Genomic DNA, 15897 nt, shown 5'->3' with positions numbered 1-15897 from the left:
TTTCGCTGCCTATTTGCAGATCGACTCCCGGTACTCGCTGGGGGAGACACCGACCTTCTTTTTAAAAATTTGGCTGAAGTAGCGGGAATCCTGGTAACCGACCTTTTCGGCAACCTCATAGTTTTTGTAATGGGTAGTCCGCAGCATATCCTTGGCCTTGTCGATCCGGATTTCAGTCAGGTGCTCAATGAACGTCTTGCCGGTGTTCGTCTTGAAGAGCAGGCTCAAATAAGTCGGCGTAATGAACACCTTCTGCGCAACGCTCTGCAGCGAAGCATACTGGCATTCCTGCTCCATGTAATGGATGGTCTTTTTAATCAGGCTGCGGTGGCTCTCTTTAAGTGTGGGTGAAAAGACTTCCCACAGGCCGGTCAGAAACCGGGTGACGTAGCGCTTCAGCTCCTCCAGCGTGCCGATCTTCACCAGCGACGTCGCTTCAAACGGTTTGTAAGCGCCTCCATTCCCTTCGTCGGCAATCACCCTTTTTTCGATACCGACCAGCATCCGGATTGTCAGCTCATACATGCTCGTAACGTCGATCGGGCCTTTTTCCAGCAGCGCGGCATAAAACTGGTCCACCGCCTCCGCGATCTCCGCCTCCGTAGCGGCCGAACGGAAGCTGGCGTACAGCTTTCTCTCCTTATCGGCCGGGTAGCGCCCGACCAGCTCCATCCGGCGGATTTCGCTGTAATGGATGATTTGACCCGTCCCGCGGTAAAACTTGTTTTCCAGTGCAGCCGAAGCCTGCCGGTAAGAGAGATGGATGTCGCTCAAGTGACTGCATGGCTTACCTACTCCAATGTTCACCGGATGGGGGAACCGTTCTTGGAGCATGGATTGCACCCGGACCAAAACCTCTTTGGATACCCAGGAAAACAGCAGCCCGATTCTCCCTTCCTCGTCCAGAAAGACGACGCTCCCTTCCGGCACGCGCTCCTGAAGATCGCCGCGCATGTTCTCAAGATATGCCAAGCGGTCACGCTCATGGTCATAGGGAGCGGTTGGCTCCAATAACGCAATGGCGGGAAACGTATAGTACGGGTTCAAGCGAAGCCTGGACAGGCTTTCCTTCAGTTCCCCCTTCATATTCGCTTTGCCGGAAATGAGGTGCCTTAGCAGGCGGTCCCTCATCCAAGTCATAACATCCTGGTCATCGAACACGAAACGTTCATTTAACATGCTTCATTTCCCCTTTGTGAAAGGATAACGAACGAGAGGCATGGTTCTAGTCCATATGGATGAATTTATAGGCATGCATATGCTCGATAAAAGCCTCCTCAGCCGCGTCCCCGTCCCCTGTCTGGAGAACGGTAATCAGCCGCCGGTGCCACTCGGCCAGCAAATCCGTCGTGTGATGACGATTGGAGATGGCCATAAAGCGCATCACCTTCGTCCTCATATGGTTCCAGAGCTCCAGAATAGCCTGATTGTCGCAGCGCTTGTAGAAAAATCCATGAAAATCCATATCCAGCTCGAGGATGCCCAGCGTGTCATTGCGCCCGACGGCTTCTTCCATCGACCGGATAATCATTTCCAATTGCTCGTAATCATCCTCCAATAGAGTCGGCATGGTCGTTCGGACAGCGTAACCCTCAATAATTTCACGGAGCACGAAAATATCTCTGATCTCCTTCGACGTAATATTGGAAACGACCGACCCTTTATTCGGAATGCCGTTGATTAACCCTTCCTGCTTCATCCTCTCCAACGCTTCGCGCACAGGCGCCTGACTGACCTGAAATTTACCCGCGATGTCCAGCACGATGAGCCGTGTTCCCGGCGGCAGCTCGCCTGCGATAATTTCGCGCTTAAGCGTCAAATAAATCTGTTCGCTGATGGAATTCCCCAAAGGGAAGTAACTGCTGTTTGACATGACTCTCAGTCTCCATTCGCCGATCATCCATGACTGCAGATTTGACCAACACGTACGCAACGGCAGTCAGGTAACCGTTTTCAAAACGGTCGGTCGATAGCTTCGTTAACTTGCGTTCCATCATCCCTCCCGTGATTATCGATTATCGATAATCTGTTTCCATCATTATATGGGGGCCGGCTCCCTTCTGACAACGGAGGATTTTGACGAAAAAGGTTTGATTTTTTATGATCTTTTCGCGTATATCGACAAGCATTCTTCTGGGGGACTTCCATCCCTGCCCCTTCCCGCCGCAAGCCCTACTCTTAATCGGACAACCAGATGTTATCCAATAAAAACCAACCTCATGCATCATATAATTGGTGCCATCCGCATAGTTCGTTCTACCTATCCAGAAAAAAACAGGAAATGAATGGTTTCTCATTTCATTTTTTCAGAAGAAAATTGCCGATTTATGAAATAAAGATATGAAAATATCGGGGATACTTGTCGAAATATAGAATAGGAACTAAAACCGGTCGGAATACCTTTCCGCTCACGGGATGCCCTCCGCCGGAACGGATGAATCCATTCACATCGATTACATACCTTTTGAACGGATTCTCGCGGATCGGCAAATACGCCCGCCCGGAGCTGCTCTTTTAAGCGCTGCGCCTGTTGACACAGGTGCTGCCGGAACTTTAGACCTATATCGACTGCAGGGGGAATCTCGTTTGAACAAGCTACTTAAGCAAATATCCGGGCTTTTCAACATTAAAAAGCTCAGAAGCAGACTGATGCTCTTCATCTGTCTCATGCTCATTATCCCGACCATTGTGCTTGCCGTCTTCGCCGTAAACAGCGCCAAAGCACAGCTTCAGGACAAAATGGAGGACACCACGAAATCAAGCGTCATGCTGCTCGACAAACTGATCAACACCATGGTTGAAATGCAGCTGTCCAACGTGAAGCAGCTCAGCAATCAGATCACGTATGCCGACATCGAAAATCATTCGGTGGAGACCCGAATCCTGATTGACGATTTTAAAGCGCAGCATCCGGAAATCGAAATCGTCTCGATCGGCACCGATAACGGATCGTGGATGAAATCCCCGGACCCGGGTGTCCAGACCTTCGATCCACGAACCCGCAACTGGTATAAGCTGGCCATGAACAACAAGGGACAGGCCGTTGTCGACGATCCGGCAATTTCAGCTACGACGAAAAACTATGCGATCGCCATTTCCAAAACGCTGCCCGACGGCAAAGGGGTTATCAACATCAGCCTGAGCATCGGGAACATCAACAATATCGTGAAGCAGGTGCACCTTGGCAACGAGGGCTACATCTACTTAGTTGACCGTAACGGTCTGCTGATGTCGCACCCGGCCGAGAAGGTTGGTTCCAAGTTTGTCGGCGACCAGCTTAAAACGATGCAAGGTAAAAGTGAAGGGCTGCTCAACTACACCAACCCGCTCAATGGCGTTGGCCAGCGCGGCTATTTCGTGACCAACGAGCTGACCGGCTTCAAAATCGTCGGCATCCTTCCGGAGAGCGAATATACGGAAGCGACGACGCCGATCTTCTGGACATCGGCCATCGTTCTGGTGATCGCCGTCATTGCCGCGCTGATCGTCATGTTCTTCATCATCCGCAGCATCACGCGTCCGATCGAGCAGCTGAACCGTTCGGCGAAACGCGTGAGCGAAGGGTATCTGAACGACCGCGTCATGACGAAGCGGAGGGACGAAATCGGAGACCTGGCTCATAATTACAATGCCATGGTGGACTCGCTGCGCCGGATGGTGCTGGACATGTCGGAAACCTCCAGCCAGCTGGCGGCCTCGAGCGAAGAGCTGACGGCCAGCACGGAGCAGAACGCGCAGAGCGTCGAATTCGTCTCCAATATGATGACGGATTCGGCCCAGGAGGCCAACAACCAGGCCGTCGCCGCGCAGGAGAGCGCGCGCACCATGGAGGAAATGGCCAGCGGTATCCAGCGTATTGCCGAATCGGCCAGCACCATCGTCGATTCGTCGAACCGTACGGAAGAAGACGTGCACGCCGGCAGCCGGAAGGTTCAGCTGGTCAGCACGCAGATGGACACGATCAAGAAGTCCACGCACGAGTCCGCGGCGCTGATCGAGAAGCTGAACGACCACAGCGCAAGCATCGCCGCGATGAGCACGGCGATCTCCGAAGTGGCTAAACAGACCAACCTGCTCTCCCTGAACGCTGCGATCGAAGCGGCACGGGCCGGCGAGCATGGACGCGGCTTCGCCGTCGTCGCCGAGGAAGTCCGCAAGCTGGCGGATCAGTCGAACCTCACGGCAGAGGAAATCCAGCACACGATCCAGGAGATGACGATGCTGATCACTGACGCGTATAACGTGATGCGTCATAAAGTGCAGTCCGATGTGGATCAAGGGATGGAAGTCACGGCAGAAGCGCTCGAAGCTTTTGCTAATATCGAAAAATCCGCCAAGCAGATCACCGACCAGATCCAGGACATTTCCGCCGTCACCGAGCAGATGTCCGCAAGCAGCGAGGAAGTGTCCGCCTCTGTGCAGGAGGTGGCCAGCATTTCGCGCAACACGGTCGCGTCGTTCGAGCGCGTGAGCGCCGCGAACCAGGAGCAGCTGGCGTCCATGGAGGAAATCTCGTCTTCGGCGAACAGCCTGTCGAAGATGGCGGTAGACATGCAGGAGAAAATCGACCGCTTCAAGCTGGAGGGCTGATTGGGGCGGGCAGCACCCGCCTTGAATCCCCGGCCCCCGGAGGTTTAGAAATACTAAAAGCGTACCGTACGGTAAAGTCCGTGTGGTACGCTTTTTGGTGTTTATTACGGGCGGTTCCCCGTAGGTATGCCTTTTAGTGCTTGCAGGTTGATGTGTTTTCCCCACCAACCTGAGCGGTTCCCGGCTACGATTCCGGCAAGTGCTCGCTTAACGCCCAAGGCGTCGGCTCAGCACATGATGCGGGTTTTGCAGGAACGGGCTGCGCGTATTTTTGAGCGTTTCGATGCGCTCGAGCGCAAGCCGGTCCGCGGCGGCATACGTCGGGATGCCAGCATCCCGGGAGATGTCGAAGATGCGGGAAATGCTGTTATAGATCCCGCTGATCTGCTTCCAGGCGCGGTCCTTGTTATAGCCGTTCAGCTCGTCGGCGATATTAATGACGCCGCCGGCGTTAATGACGTAATCCGGCGCGTAAACGATGCCCAGCTCGTGAATCAGGTCTCCGTGCCGGGCTTCTTTCAGTTGGTTGTTGGCCGAGCCGGCTATTACCTTTGCCTTCAGCTTCGGAATGCTCTCATCATTGATGATAGCGCCCAGCGCACAAGGGGAGAAAATATCACAGTCAACGCCGATAATATCCCCCGGCGCCACCGCTGTGGCGTTAAACTTCTCCACCGCACGGCTTACCGCCTCCTCGTTAATATCGGTCACGATCAGCCGGGCGCCTTCCTGATGCAAATACTCGCACAGGTGGGACGCCACGTTGCCGACACCCTGTACCGCAACCGTACGGCCTTCCAGCGAGTCCGAGCCGAAGGCTTCCTTGGCCGCGGCCTTCATGCCTTGGTATACGCCGTAGGCCGTCGCTGGCGACGGATTGCCCGACGAGCCATAGGTCGGGGAGATCCCGGTAACAAAGTCCGTCTCCTGATGAATGATATCCATGTCGGCCACTGTCGTGCCGACGTCCTCTGCCGTTATATAGCGGCCGTTCAATCCTTGTATGTATCGCCCGAAGGCCCGGAACATCGCTTCGTTCTTATCCTTTTTCGGATCGCCGATGATGACGGTTTTGCCTCCGCCCAGGTTCAGGCCTGAAATGGCGTTCTTATAGGTCATCCCCTTAGCCAGGCGCAATGCGTCTTCGATCGCGGCTTCCTCAGAAGCGTAAGTCCACATCCGGGTCCCGCCCAGTGCCGGCCCGAGCGTCGTATCGTGAATCGCAATGATCGCTTTGAGTCCGGACGACTTGTCCTGACAAAAAAGAAGCTGCTCATAATCGTACTGTTCCATTGCGCTAAACAGTTCCATATCGGTGTCTCCTCCATTGTGATTCATGCCTCATGCTGCTCACGCTTATAAGCGTAACAGGATTATTATAGTAATGATTTGACTTGAAAGTAAAGTTTCCACCCGTGTTAGCCGACTTTCCGGGCTTTATTCGGCAAGCGTGCATGAACAAAAAAAGACGGCTAACGCCGTCTTAGAATAACTCTGTCCCTGCTTCTCACACGTCCGTCTGCAATCCCCAACCGGCGGGGTACGATGCGCCTACCGATACCGGCAGGCGCCCCTTGAAAGGGATAGCGCCGGCGATCGCCTTGGCGGTGCTCACAAGCGCCAACGGACGGCTCTCGTAGGACGCAACCAGCGCAGACGCCTCCGGAAAACTCATCAGATCGTACGGATTTCGCAGCGCGGCCACCACGACCGGTTTGCCAAGCGCGAGCAAATCCTGGACTAACTTGATCTGTGCCGGGTCAAACTGCGCATTGTACGTGCCCACAACGATCTGCCGCACTACTTCGCCGCGGGCTTCCTCTACAAGGCGGACCGCCTGCTCCGCCACTTCGGTCAGCGGCACCTGACGGTCGCTCACATCAATTCCCTGTGCGGCCAGGGCGCTGCCCAGGCTTTCCGTCCTCGCGATCGCCTCGTCGGCAATCGTCAGCGCGGCAGCCGCAACCGAGATGACCAGCGTGCGCTGCCGTTTCAGCGGCAGGACGCCTTCCCCTGCTTGCACCAGCGTGATGCTTGCCTCGCTGATCCGGCGGGCCAGTCCCATGTGGGCTTCGTTCCCGGGGCGCTTGTCCTGCAGCCCGGACGCTGCCTGTTTGCCATACCGGGCCTGCTCGTCCTGCAGCCCATGTGCGTCTTCGGAAACCAGCCCGTCCTGCTCCAGCCGCAGCATCCCCAGCTCCGCTGGGCTCCCAAGCAGTCCGCGCTTCGCCTTTAGCGCAAGCAGCCTGCGCACGGAGGCGTCAATCCGGCGCTCCGCGATCCGGCCGGAGCGGACCGCCTGCTCCAGCGCCTCCATCGCTTCCACCTGAAGCTGCGGGGTCTGGCTGATCAGGACGGTGTCCGCTCCCGCTTCGACCGCCATCACCGCAGCCTTGACGGTGCCGTAATGCTCGGCGATCGCCTTCATTTCCATGCAGTCGGTCATGACGATGCCGTCGTAGCCGAACTCCTCCCGAAGCAGGCCGGTCAGCACGGCATGCGACAGCGTCACCGGCAGCTTGGACGGCTCAAGGGCCGGAAAATAAATATGTGCCGACATCACCGCGTCGATGCCTTCGGCGATCGCCTTTTTGAATGGAACGAGCTCCACCTCATCCATCCGCTGCCGGTCGTGGGTAACCGTGGGCAGGTCCAGATGGGAGTCCACCGCGGTATCCCCGTGCCCGGGAAAATGCTTCGCCGTGGCCGCGACGCCCACGTCCTGCAGGCCGCGGAAAGCAAGCGTCCCGTACTCCGCTACCGCTTCCGGGGACTCTCCGTAGGAACGGACGCCGATGACCGGATTCAGCGGATTGTTGTTCACGTCGAGCACCGGCGCAAAGTTCAGGTTGATGCCGAGGGAGCGCAGCTCCTCCCCGCTGACGCGGGCCGACTCGTACACCCAGTCCGCCGAGCCCGCGGCGGCCAGCGCCATATTTCCCGGCATCAGAGCGACGCCTTCCGTGATCCGGGCGACCATTCCGCCTTCCTGATCAATAGAGATCCACAAAGGCAGCGTCCCCGACGCCGCGGCCGCCTGCTGCAGGTCCCGGCTTAGCCGGCCCACCTGCTGCGTCGTCTTCACATTGCGGGCGAAATAAATGACGCCGCCGATCTGATGCGTGCCGATGAACTGCCGCAGCTCCTCGCTGATTTCCGTTCCCCAAAAGCCGCAGACGAACATCTGTCCGATTTTTTGCCGCAGGCTCATGCTCTTGATCAGCTGATCGATCTTCCGTTCCTGATTCATCGTGATATCCCCCTAGACCATGTGCTGTTTATCGATTCGGTTACTAATTCCGATATGACTCATCAAATTCGATCTTATGAAATCCGATTCCCTTATGATTCCGCTGCCTATTCCCGCCGCTCCTGCAGCCGCTCATGCAGAAAATCGACGATATGGACGGCCTTCATGCTGCCGCTGAGGCCTTCCTTCTCGATGCCGTGCTTCATCTGGAGCAGGCAGCCGGGATTGCTGGTCAGCAGATACTGGGCCTGCGTCGCTTCCACGTGCTCCATCTTGTGATCCAGAATGCTGCCGGCCATCTCCGGCTGCGTCACGTTGTAGATACCCGCCGAGCCGCAGCAGCGGTCGGCGTGCTTCATTTCAATAAACTCGGCGCCTTCCACTTGACGCATCAATACTCGCGGGGCGTCCGCCGATTTCATCACGTTGCGCAGATGGCAGGAATCCTGGTAGGTGATTCTCACCTTCGAATCCTTTTCCCCAGCAGGGTCCACCGAAGAGACACCGAAGCACAAGTTCCGGCCCGCACGGACGAGCAGCTCGCTGACGTCGACGACGCGTTCGGCAAACCAGGCTGCATCATCCCGCCACTGCGGATCTTCATGCAGCAGATGGTCGTATTCGGTCAGGATCGCCCCGCAGCCGCCCGCATTGGAGACGATGTAGTCCACATTAGCTTCTTTAAAGGCGCGGATGTTGCCGCGGGCGAGCTCCCGAGCTCCTTCCGCCTCGCCGCTGTGCGCATGCAGGGCGCCGCAGCAGTTCTGCGCCGCCGGAATCACCACATCGAAGCCGGCTGCGGTAAGCAGATCCACGGTATGAATGTTCGTGTCCGTGAACAGCACATCCATAATGCACCCTCTGAAAAGCGCTGCAGTGGCGATTCTCCCGCCCTTTGCCGGGTGATACGCGCCGATCTTCTCCAGTACGCCCTTGCCGGAGGCTTCGGGCAATATTTTCTCCATATCGCTGATATGCTTCGGAAACAGCTTCATGATGCCGGTGGACCGCGCTACTTTCCGCAGCCCCGACTTCTGGTACAGCTCAAGGCCTCGGCCCACGCGCTTCATCCGCTTCTGATGCGGAAAAACCGTTTTGAACGCCGCATGACGTGCAGCCTTTACCAGCGGTTTATGCTGCTTGTGATCCTCGATCGCGTCCCTCGCCTGTTCAATGAGCTGCCCGTATTTGACGCCCGCCGGACATGCCGGCTCGCAGGCCCGGCAGCCCAGGCAGTGGTTCATCTGCTCCTCGAACGCCTCATCCGGCTCCATGATGCCGTCCGCGACCGCCTTCATTAAAGCGATCCGGCCCCGCGGCGACTCGGCCTCGATGCCCGTCTCGGCAAAGGTCGGGCACGCCGGAAGACAGAAGCCGCACCGCATGCAGTTGGTCAGCTGGTCCTCATCGAGGCGCAGCCGGAGCGTCTCGGCGAGCGGATTCGCCCGCTCCTTCACATTCACCGCGTTACCCACGGTCGATCACCACCCGTTTTCTCGTTTCCTTCGCGAACATTTTCCCCGGATTCAGCAGGTTATGCGGATCAAAGGACTGCTTGATCGCCTTCATGACTTCCATTCCGGCTGCGCCGACTTTCCATTCGAGGAACGGTGATTTGACCAGACCGACCCCGTGCTCACCGGTAATCGTTCCCCCGAGCCGGATCGCCGCCTCAAAGATTTCCTCAAACGCTTCGTCCACCCGGTGAATTTCCTCCTGATTACGCGCATCGGTCGTTGCCGTCGGATGAAGGTTGCCGTCTCCCGCATGGCCGAAAGTGCAGATCTGGACGTCATATTTCTTCGCGATGCGGTTGATCTCAAGCACCATATCCGCGATCTTGGAACGCGGCACCGTCGCGTCCTCGAGAATCGTCGTCGGCTTCAGCCGTGCCAGCGCGGTAAACGCGCTGCGCCGGGCGGTCAGCAGCTTCTCGGCCTCCTCCGCGCTCGCCGCAATGCTCACCTGATCGGCCTGCTCGCTGCGGCAGATGTCCGTGATGAGCGCGATATCCCGCTCCACGGTTTCCATGTCGCCGTCCTGTTCGATCAGCAGGATCGCTTCCATGTCGAGCGGCAGCCCGAGCTTCGCATAATCGTCCACGACCCGAATCGTGGAACGGTCGAGAATTTCCAGGGTAGCCGGAATGATCCGGTTCTCGATGATTTTGGATACCGTACGGGCCGCGCCGTACAAATCCTTGTACATCGCCAGCATCGTCTTCTTGTACTTCGGCGGCGGAATCAGCTTCAGCGTCGCCTCCGTGATGATGGCCAGCGTGCCTTCCGAACCGACCAGCAGCTTCGTCAGATCGTAACCGGCCACATCCTTCATCAGCTTGCCGCCGGTCCGAATGATGTCACCGTTCGCCAGGACGGCTTCCAGCCCGATCACGTAATCCTTGGTCGTTCCGTATTTCAGCCCGCGCAGACCGCCCGAGCATTCGGCGATATTGCCGCCTAGGGTCGAGATGGACATGCTGCTCGGGTCCGGCGGGTAGAACAGGCCGAGCTCCTCCACATGCGTAATGAACTGTTTCGTATTCAGCCCAGGCTGAACGATCGCCGTCAAATTTTCCATATCGATCTCGAGGATTCGATTCATCCGGTGCATGACCATGACGACGCCGCCTTGAACGGGCACCGTGCCACCGCACAGGTTCGTTCCCGCCCCCCGGCCGACGACCGGAATTCGGTGCCGGCTCAGCACCTTCAACACTTCGGAGACCTGGCCGGTGTTTTCCGGATACACGACCGCATCCGGCAGCGACTGCAGCATCGGCGTGCCGTCATACGAATGCGTGACCAGCGACTGGGGATCATCCTTTACATAAGAGCTGCCCAAAATGGCGATAAGCTCGCGTTTTACGTCTTCCTGCAGCAAGGAAAACACTCCTTTATATTCCAGAATCGATATCAGTGCGAATAAATTAGTCAGGTCATCTGATGACTTTTATTGAGATCAAGTATACACTAAAATAAATGAATCTATATAGATTGAATTTATGAAAGTCACATTTTTGACACAATTATTCCCCTTAGATCAAGAAACAACAAGTAAAACAATGATTCATTCTATCTGAATTGATGATTGGTAATTCATAGAACGGAGGGACGCTTGAACGATGAATCCGCAGCGGCCGTTAAAACAATATGAGTGGGTCATGAATGATTTGAAGCGGCAGATGGACGAGGGCTCGCTTCAACCCGGGGACCGCCTCTCCTCGGTCGTGGACCTGGGGCTCCAGTACAATGTGGGCAGATCGACCATACGCGAGGCGCTTAGCGCCCTGAAAGCGATGGGGCTCCTGGATATCCGCCAGGGCGGAGGCACGTTTGTGCGTAAGCCGCCCGCCGATCCGCTGCCGGTTCATCCGGGACAGCTCTACGCGGACCTGTGGGAAGGACGCGCGGCTTCGCTGCGCCATCTGCTCGAGGTCCGGCGCGTGCTGGAGACCGGCTGCGCATCCGTTGCCGCATCGAACCGCAGTGAAGCGGATCTGGCGGCCTTTGAGGAAATTCTCCGGGAAATGGAGAACGCCCCCGATGAGCAGATCAGCGAGCAGGCGGACGTAAAATTCCATCAGCAAATCGCCGCGGCCACGCACAATCCGCTGCTGCTGGATTTGATGGAGTCGTTATCGAACAAGCTGCATGAAAATATGAAGGATATGCGCGCCTTGTGGTTCTATGCCGAGCGCTCCTCCGCCGAGCGGCTGCTGCAGGAGCATGCGTCCATCTACGAGGCGATCCGGACCCAGGATGCCAAGGAGGCCCTGGCCCGGATGGAGGCCCATATCACCAAAGTGGAGCAGGTGCTGAGCGAAAAAGGCGCGGGCGATCAGCCGCTTTGACATCCCGGCCCTCGCTAACCTCCCCGCCGCCCGCCGTACCTTTTTAAAAAGACTTCCAGCTTTCTTTTATTCGTATAGACGAGAATCAGCAGGTTGACGAGCCATATGCACAAATATGGCCCCGGGAAGCCCCGGGCGATCAGATAGACAGAGAGGAGCATGAAGCCGGCGACCACCTGGAAGCCGCTCGCTTCCGTGGACAAGGGCCTCCGGCTCATCAGCTTGGAGGCGATCAGCAGCAGCGCCAAAATGACGGCCAGCGCCAGCGATGCCTCAAACCGGGTCAAGGCGCTCCATACCCCGAAAGTAACGGCGATCGCCTTGCCTCCCTTGAACTTCAGAAACGGCGAGAAAGCATGCCCCGCAACCGGGGCTGCGGCCACGGCCACCATGCCATACCCGTGCACGGTGCCGCTGCCAACGATCCATGCCAGGGGCAAATATCCCTTCAAAAAGTCCAGCGCCACCCCCGCCAAGCCCAGCTTATACCCCGAGGCACTCCAGAGGTTAAACGCACCCGGGTTCCCGTCTCCCACCGCCTTCAAATCCTTGTGCGCCGCCCGGCCCAGCCAATACGAGAACATCAGCGAGCCGCACAGAAATTCCACAGCCGTCAGCAGCAGGATCATCATGGTTCCCTATGACCCCCAACATCCACGGCCCTGTCCTTCCACATGACATGCCCCAGAAACATGACCTGGTAAGCGGAATACAGCATCACCACCAGGAAGAAGATCGTGGATAACATATGAAGAACAGGCATCACAAAGCCGAATCTGCCGACGTTTTTGATCAAATAGACGATGTGTGCCATATACAGCAAGTAGCCCGCGATAAAGGGGATTCCCCATGGCGTGTTCCATAAAAAGAAGGCCCCTGCGGAGCAGATCAATCCGATAAACCACAGCGCAATCAGCACAATCGTCCATGGGCTCAGCTTGGCCGTGCTCAGGACTGCCCCTTTACCGAATCCCTGCAGCTCGCTTTTGATGCCGTGCGGGTACATGCGGAACGATACCATCCCCCGGCCGATAAAATTCGTTACGCCGATCCCTGCTTCCATGTACTTGGCGCCCAGGTTTAAGTCGTCCAATATTTCCGACCGGATGCTGCTGTGGCCGCCGATCTGCTCATAATCTTGCCTAGTTGTCAGAATGCAGGAGCCGTACAGCCCTTTCCGGAGGTTACGGCGTTCAAAAGGAGAGGTAAAGGCAAATACGCCCAAAATATTCGGAATAAGTGCGAGGCGTTCGTAAAATTTCTCGGTGTGGTGAAAGGGAACGACGGAAATGACGCCACCGGTACGGGAACGAAGCTGCAGAAGGGAATCCAATGCGTGCGGTGACAAGCGGATGTCGGCATCCAGAAAAACGAACGTATCCCCGGAAGCATGAAGATAGCCGTTCCACACGGCCCATGTTTTTCCCGTCCATCCGGGAGGAAGCGGCGGATTCTGCACCACGGTCACCCCGAAGCCCGCGGCAACGTCCCGGGTCCGGTCCCCCGAGCCGTCGTCGACGACAATAATCTCATACGGCTGCAAGCTTTGAACCCGGAGCGATTCCAGGAGGAAGGCCAGGTTCTTCTCCTCATTCCGCGCCGGAATGATCACGGAGAGCTTTTCCCCCGTCCGCCCCGCGCTTTCACTGCGGAGGACCAGGCTTTTGCGGAACAAAACGATCCCGGAAAGGATGCCGATAACAAATAACAGGTAAAGCCCCATAGCCAACAACCCCATCTCTCTAAAGTAGCTGGAACCTTGGAAGGTTAGAGCCTTTCGTGCGTCTGCCGGATCTGTCATGAAGCGTTATCGTTGAATGATGCAACCATAGTGTAGCCGAGCATTTCTCCCATTTCAATACATTATATTCCATCCCCTTGGCCAAGGATTCGCGGATTGCGCCATCCCCTCTGAAAACTTTCTGACCCTTCCGGACCAAGCTGCGCAGCGAAACGCCTTTTATGATAAAATAATCGTACTGCCACCTGGACAGGGCGGCGGCAAGGAGGCATAATCCATGAATATCAGCAGCCGGTTTTCCGTGGCTATTCATATCCTTTCGATTCTGGAAATCAACAAGACGGGTACCAATACGTCTGATTTTATAGCTTCAAGCGTCAATACGAACCCGGTCGTTATCCGGAGAATTACCGGCATGCTCAGCAAGGCGGGACTGGTCGAAGTGAAGCCGGGGGTCCCCGGTGCCAAGCTGGCCAAGGATCCCGGCGATATAACGCTCCTGGACATTTACAATGCGGTTAACGTCGTGGAGGAGAACGGCCTGTTCGGCGTCCATGATTCTCCCAACCCCGATTGCACGGTGGGCCGCAACATCCAGGGAGCGATCGTACCGCTGTTTACCAGCGCCCAGAAAGCGATGGAGAACGTGCTCGCTGCCGTTAAGCTCCAGGACATCATCCAGGACATCGAAGCGCATGAAATGTAACGCACGCCCCAACTCCCGACCCGGAAGAGGGGCGTGTTTTTATCGTGTTGAAGGTTCGCCGTCCTTTTTGATTTGACATTCGCCCGACATGTAACTACAATTGTTACAGGATAAACATGATCATCAGGAGGGAAATTTTTATGAATATTGGAGTTATTGGAGCCAGCGGTAAGGCTGGGCAACTTATTGTAGAGGAAGCGTTGAACCGCGGACACCAGGTAACGGCGATCGTTCGTGATGCAGGCCGCGTTACGGGGAACGTCAGCGTTCTGGAGAAAGATGTGTTTGACCTGACGTCTGAAGATGTGAAGCCGTTTGATGTCGTCGTCAACGCCTTCGGCGCCAAGCCCGGGGACGAGCATCTTCACGTCGAAGCCGGAAGATCGCTGATTTCCGCCCTGAAGGAAGCACCGTCAACCCGGCTGATCGTCGTGGGAGGCGCAGGCAGCCTGTTTGTCGACGAGGCGCTGAGCACCCGCGTCATGGATACGCCAGATTTTCCGAAGGAATACTTCGCTACGGCATCCAATCAGGGCAAAAACCTCGAGGATCTGCAGCAGTCCAGCGGGATTCAGTGGACCTTTATCAGTCCGTCGGCCTTTTTTGATCCCGAAGGGGCAAGAACCGGCTCCTACCAGGCCGGAAAGGACCAGCTTCTCGTCAACTCGGCCGGAAGCAGCTATATCAGCTATGCGGACTACGCCATTGCCGTCCTTGATGAAATCGAGCATCCGCAGCATCGGAACGAACGGTTCACCGTTGTGGGCGAATCCAAATAAATAGGATTTACCGGCAAAAAGAGACGATCCCCTACCTTCTTGGGACCGTCTCTTTTGTGCTTACCTGGAAAGGCGGTATCACGCCTATTTCGATTCCTTCATCGATGGAGCGGCCTTCCAGCTCATCTCCTCCAAAAGGGCGCGAACCCGTTCCAATATCATTTCCACATGCTCGGCATGCATATCTTTGATGAGCGACATATTTTCCGGCTCGGCTATATAACTGAGCGTGTTCAGGAACAGCTCCGTCTCCAAATCGATTAACGCGATTTCCCGCGCACGGTCAATTAAATCTTCATAGGTCATGCGGTCCGGAGGGAAATCGAGCCTAAGATGCAGAGCGATCTCCTTCAGCTTGGTTTTCGCCGCCATATGGGCGAGTATCAGCGCCGGCTGCAGCTGTCCCTCGTCTTTGAGCAGGATCGCCAGATTCATATGACTCCTGGATAACTCACTCCAAATGCGGGTCTTGGCGGACTGAAGGGAATCCCCATCCGCGTGAAGTTCCCTTTCTTTAACCAGGCTCAAGTTTGCTGTGTTCGGACTCATTCCCAATCATACCTCCCTTGGAGCAGCACTTCTGCAGGAACTGAAGCCGGCATGGCTTGCCGGTGCGAAGTAAGGGGGTGCATACTCATTTTGAGTGTCGGCATACGAACTGCCGAAATTGCTTGCCGCCTGCGGCTTACCGCATCGGTCATCCAGGACGGGAACGTTCCCATCTTGAACGTTGCGGGCTTTAGGCTTGATAACTGCTGGCACTCTATGTTGTATATTTCGGTTATTTCTGCATCAGAATGAAGGGTTTTCCATATTAAAACGTTTTCTCTAACCATTCTGTTTGTTTTTGGGGATGCGCAGTGGCAAAGGCCGCCCTACCGCTCCCCGGTTCCTCCCTTTTTTTTCATCACGGCTCCGGGTACGGTGCTATAATGAAGAGGTTGGTTTCAAATACATCATGACAATGATCTCGAAAAA

The 15897-nt window shown here is 56.1% G+C and carries 13 protein-coding genes; 4 read left to right on the top strand and 9 right to left on the bottom strand.

The window, feature by feature from the left end; translation table 11 throughout:
* Window positions 1-9: 9 nt before the first annotated feature.
* Window positions 10-1179 carry a helix-turn-helix domain-containing protein gene (locus FHS19_RS30960; protein ID WP_183586684.1) on the bottom strand — a complete coding sequence of 390 codons (1170 nt, stop codon included), beginning with the start codon at window positions 1177-1179 and terminating at the stop codon, window positions 10-12.
* Between the two features lie 46 nt (window positions 1180-1225).
* Window positions 1226-1873 (bottom strand): GntR family transcriptional regulator, encoded by a 648-nt coding sequence (locus FHS19_RS30955; RefSeq protein ID WP_183586682.1) that lies wholly within the window; start codon window positions 1871-1873, stop codon window positions 1226-1228.
* A 713-nt stretch (window positions 1874-2586) separates the two neighbouring features.
* Between FHS19_RS30955 and FHS19_RS30950 the strand changes: the two genes are divergently transcribed.
* Entirely contained in the window at window positions 2587-4590 is a 2004-nt protein-coding gene (locus tag FHS19_RS30950; RefSeq protein ID WP_312887383.1) for a methyl-accepting chemotaxis protein, read from the top strand.
* A gap of 207 nt (window positions 4591-4797) precedes the next feature.
* Here the strand turns inward: FHS19_RS30950 and FHS19_RS30945 are convergent, their stop codons facing one another.
* The 4 genes from FHS19_RS30945 to FHS19_RS30930 all read right to left on the bottom strand — a co-directional run bounded on the left by FHS19_RS30945 (window position 4798) and on the right by FHS19_RS30930 (window position 10723).
* The gene (locus tag FHS19_RS30945; RefSeq protein ID WP_183586680.1) at window positions 4798-5901 is read right to left on the bottom strand and encodes a Leu/Phe/Val dehydrogenase; all 1104 of its coding nucleotides are present in this window, start codon (window positions 5899-5901) and stop codon (window positions 4798-4800) included.
* 196 nt (window positions 5902-6097) lie between these two features.
* Window positions 6098-7840: a beta-N-acetylhexosaminidase gene (nagZ, locus tag FHS19_RS30940; protein ID WP_183586678.1), complete on the bottom strand. Its 1743-nt coding sequence runs from the start codon at window positions 7838-7840 to the stop codon at window positions 6098-6100.
* A gap of 107 nt (window positions 7841-7947) precedes the next feature.
* On the bottom strand, window positions 7948-9315 hold the full coding sequence (locus tag FHS19_RS30935; protein ID WP_376772004.1) for a (Fe-S)-binding protein: 1368 nt from the start codon (window positions 9313-9315) through the stop codon (window positions 7948-7950).
* The gene (locus tag FHS19_RS30930; protein ID WP_183586676.1) at window positions 9308-10723 is read right to left on the bottom strand and encodes an FAD-binding oxidoreductase; all 1416 of its coding nucleotides are present in this window, start codon (window positions 10721-10723) and stop codon (window positions 9308-9310) included. Before FHS19_RS30930 ends, FHS19_RS30935 begins: the two co-directional genes overlap by 8 nt.
* Window positions 10724-10964: 241 nt before the next feature.
* Between FHS19_RS30930 and FHS19_RS30925 the strand changes: the two genes are divergently transcribed.
* A complete protein-coding gene (locus FHS19_RS30925; protein WP_183586667.1) occupies window positions 10965-11693 on the top strand; it encodes a FadR/GntR family transcriptional regulator in 729 nt (242 codons plus the stop codon).
* A 14-nt stretch (window positions 11694-11707) separates the two neighbouring features.
* On the opposite strand, the gene FHS19_RS30920 is transcribed toward FHS19_RS30925, so the two are convergent.
* Window positions 11708-12325, bottom strand: a complete 618-nt coding sequence (locus FHS19_RS30920) for a glycerol-3-phosphate acyltransferase (RefSeq protein ID WP_312887382.1) — start codon at window positions 12323-12325, stop codon at window positions 11708-11710.
* Window positions 12322-13416, bottom strand: a complete 1095-nt coding sequence (locus tag FHS19_RS30915; RefSeq protein ID WP_183586665.1) for a glycosyltransferase — start codon at window positions 13414-13416, stop codon at window positions 12322-12324. Before FHS19_RS30915 ends, FHS19_RS30920 begins: the two co-directional genes overlap by 4 nt.
* Before the next feature lie 295 nt (window positions 13417-13711).
* Here FHS19_RS30915 and FHS19_RS30910 point away from each other — a divergent pair, with 295 nt between their 5' ends.
* Window positions 13712-14140 (top strand): Rrf2 family transcriptional regulator, encoded by a 429-nt coding sequence (locus FHS19_RS30910; protein ID WP_183586663.1) that lies wholly within the window; start codon window positions 13712-13714, stop codon window positions 14138-14140.
* A gap of 140 nt (window positions 14141-14280) precedes the next feature.
* On the top strand, window positions 14281-14919 hold the full coding sequence (locus tag FHS19_RS30905) for an NAD(P)-dependent oxidoreductase (protein WP_183586661.1): 639 nt from the start codon (window positions 14281-14283) through the stop codon (window positions 14917-14919).
* 84 nt (window positions 14920-15003) lie between these two features.
* On the opposite strand, the gene FHS19_RS30900 is transcribed toward FHS19_RS30905, so the two are convergent.
* Entirely contained in the window at window positions 15004-15468 is a 465-nt protein-coding gene (locus FHS19_RS30900; RefSeq protein WP_183586659.1) for a hypothetical protein, read from the bottom strand.
* Window positions 15469-15897 lie beyond the last annotated feature (429 nt).

This window comes from Paenibacillus rhizosphaerae, from assembly GCF_014192015.1.
Taxonomy (GTDB): Bacteria; Bacillota; Bacilli; order Paenibacillales; family Paenibacillaceae; genus Paenibacillus_AQ; species Paenibacillus_AQ rhizosphaerae.
Note: the sequence above shows the minus strand (reverse complement) of the source record. Positions and strands in the feature narration are given on the sequence as shown.

Bases quoted from the DNA above. Each gene is read 5' to 3' on its own strand.
- nagZ (WP_183586678.1), bottom strand. From the start codon at position 7,840: ATGAATCAGGAACGGAAGATCGATCAGCTGATCAAGAGCATGAGCCTG.
- FHS19_RS30920 (WP_312887382.1), bottom strand. From the start codon at position 12,325: ATGATGATCCTGCTGCTGACGGCTGTGGAATTTCTGTGCGGCTCGCTG.
- FHS19_RS30915 (WP_183586665.1), bottom strand. From the start codon at position 13,416: ATGGGGCTTTACCTGTTATTTGTTATCGGCATCCTTTCCGGGATCGTT.
- FHS19_RS30955 (WP_183586682.1), bottom strand. From the start codon at position 1,873: ATGTCAAACAGCAGTTACTTCCCTTTGGGGAATTCCATCAGCGAACAG.
- FHS19_RS30905 (WP_183586661.1), top strand. From the start codon at position 14,281: ATGAATATTGGAGTTATTGGAGCCAGCGGTAAGGCTGGGCAACTTATT.
- FHS19_RS30900 (WP_183586659.1), bottom strand. From the start codon at position 15,468: ATGAGTCCGAACACAGCAAACTTGAGCCTGGTTAAAGAAAGGGAACTT.
- FHS19_RS30925 (WP_183586667.1), top strand. From the start codon at position 10,965: ATGAATCCGCAGCGGCCGTTAAAACAATATGAGTGGGTCATGAATGAT.
- FHS19_RS30945 (WP_183586680.1), bottom strand. From the start codon at position 5,901: ATGGAACTGTTTAGCGCAATGGAACAGTACGATTATGAGCAGCTTCTT.
- FHS19_RS30960 (WP_183586684.1), bottom strand. From the start codon at position 1,179: ATGTTAAATGAACGTTTCGTGTTCGATGACCAGGATGTTATGACTTGG.
- FHS19_RS30910 (WP_183586663.1), top strand. From the start codon at position 13,712: ATGAATATCAGCAGCCGGTTTTCCGTGGCTATTCATATCCTTTCGATT.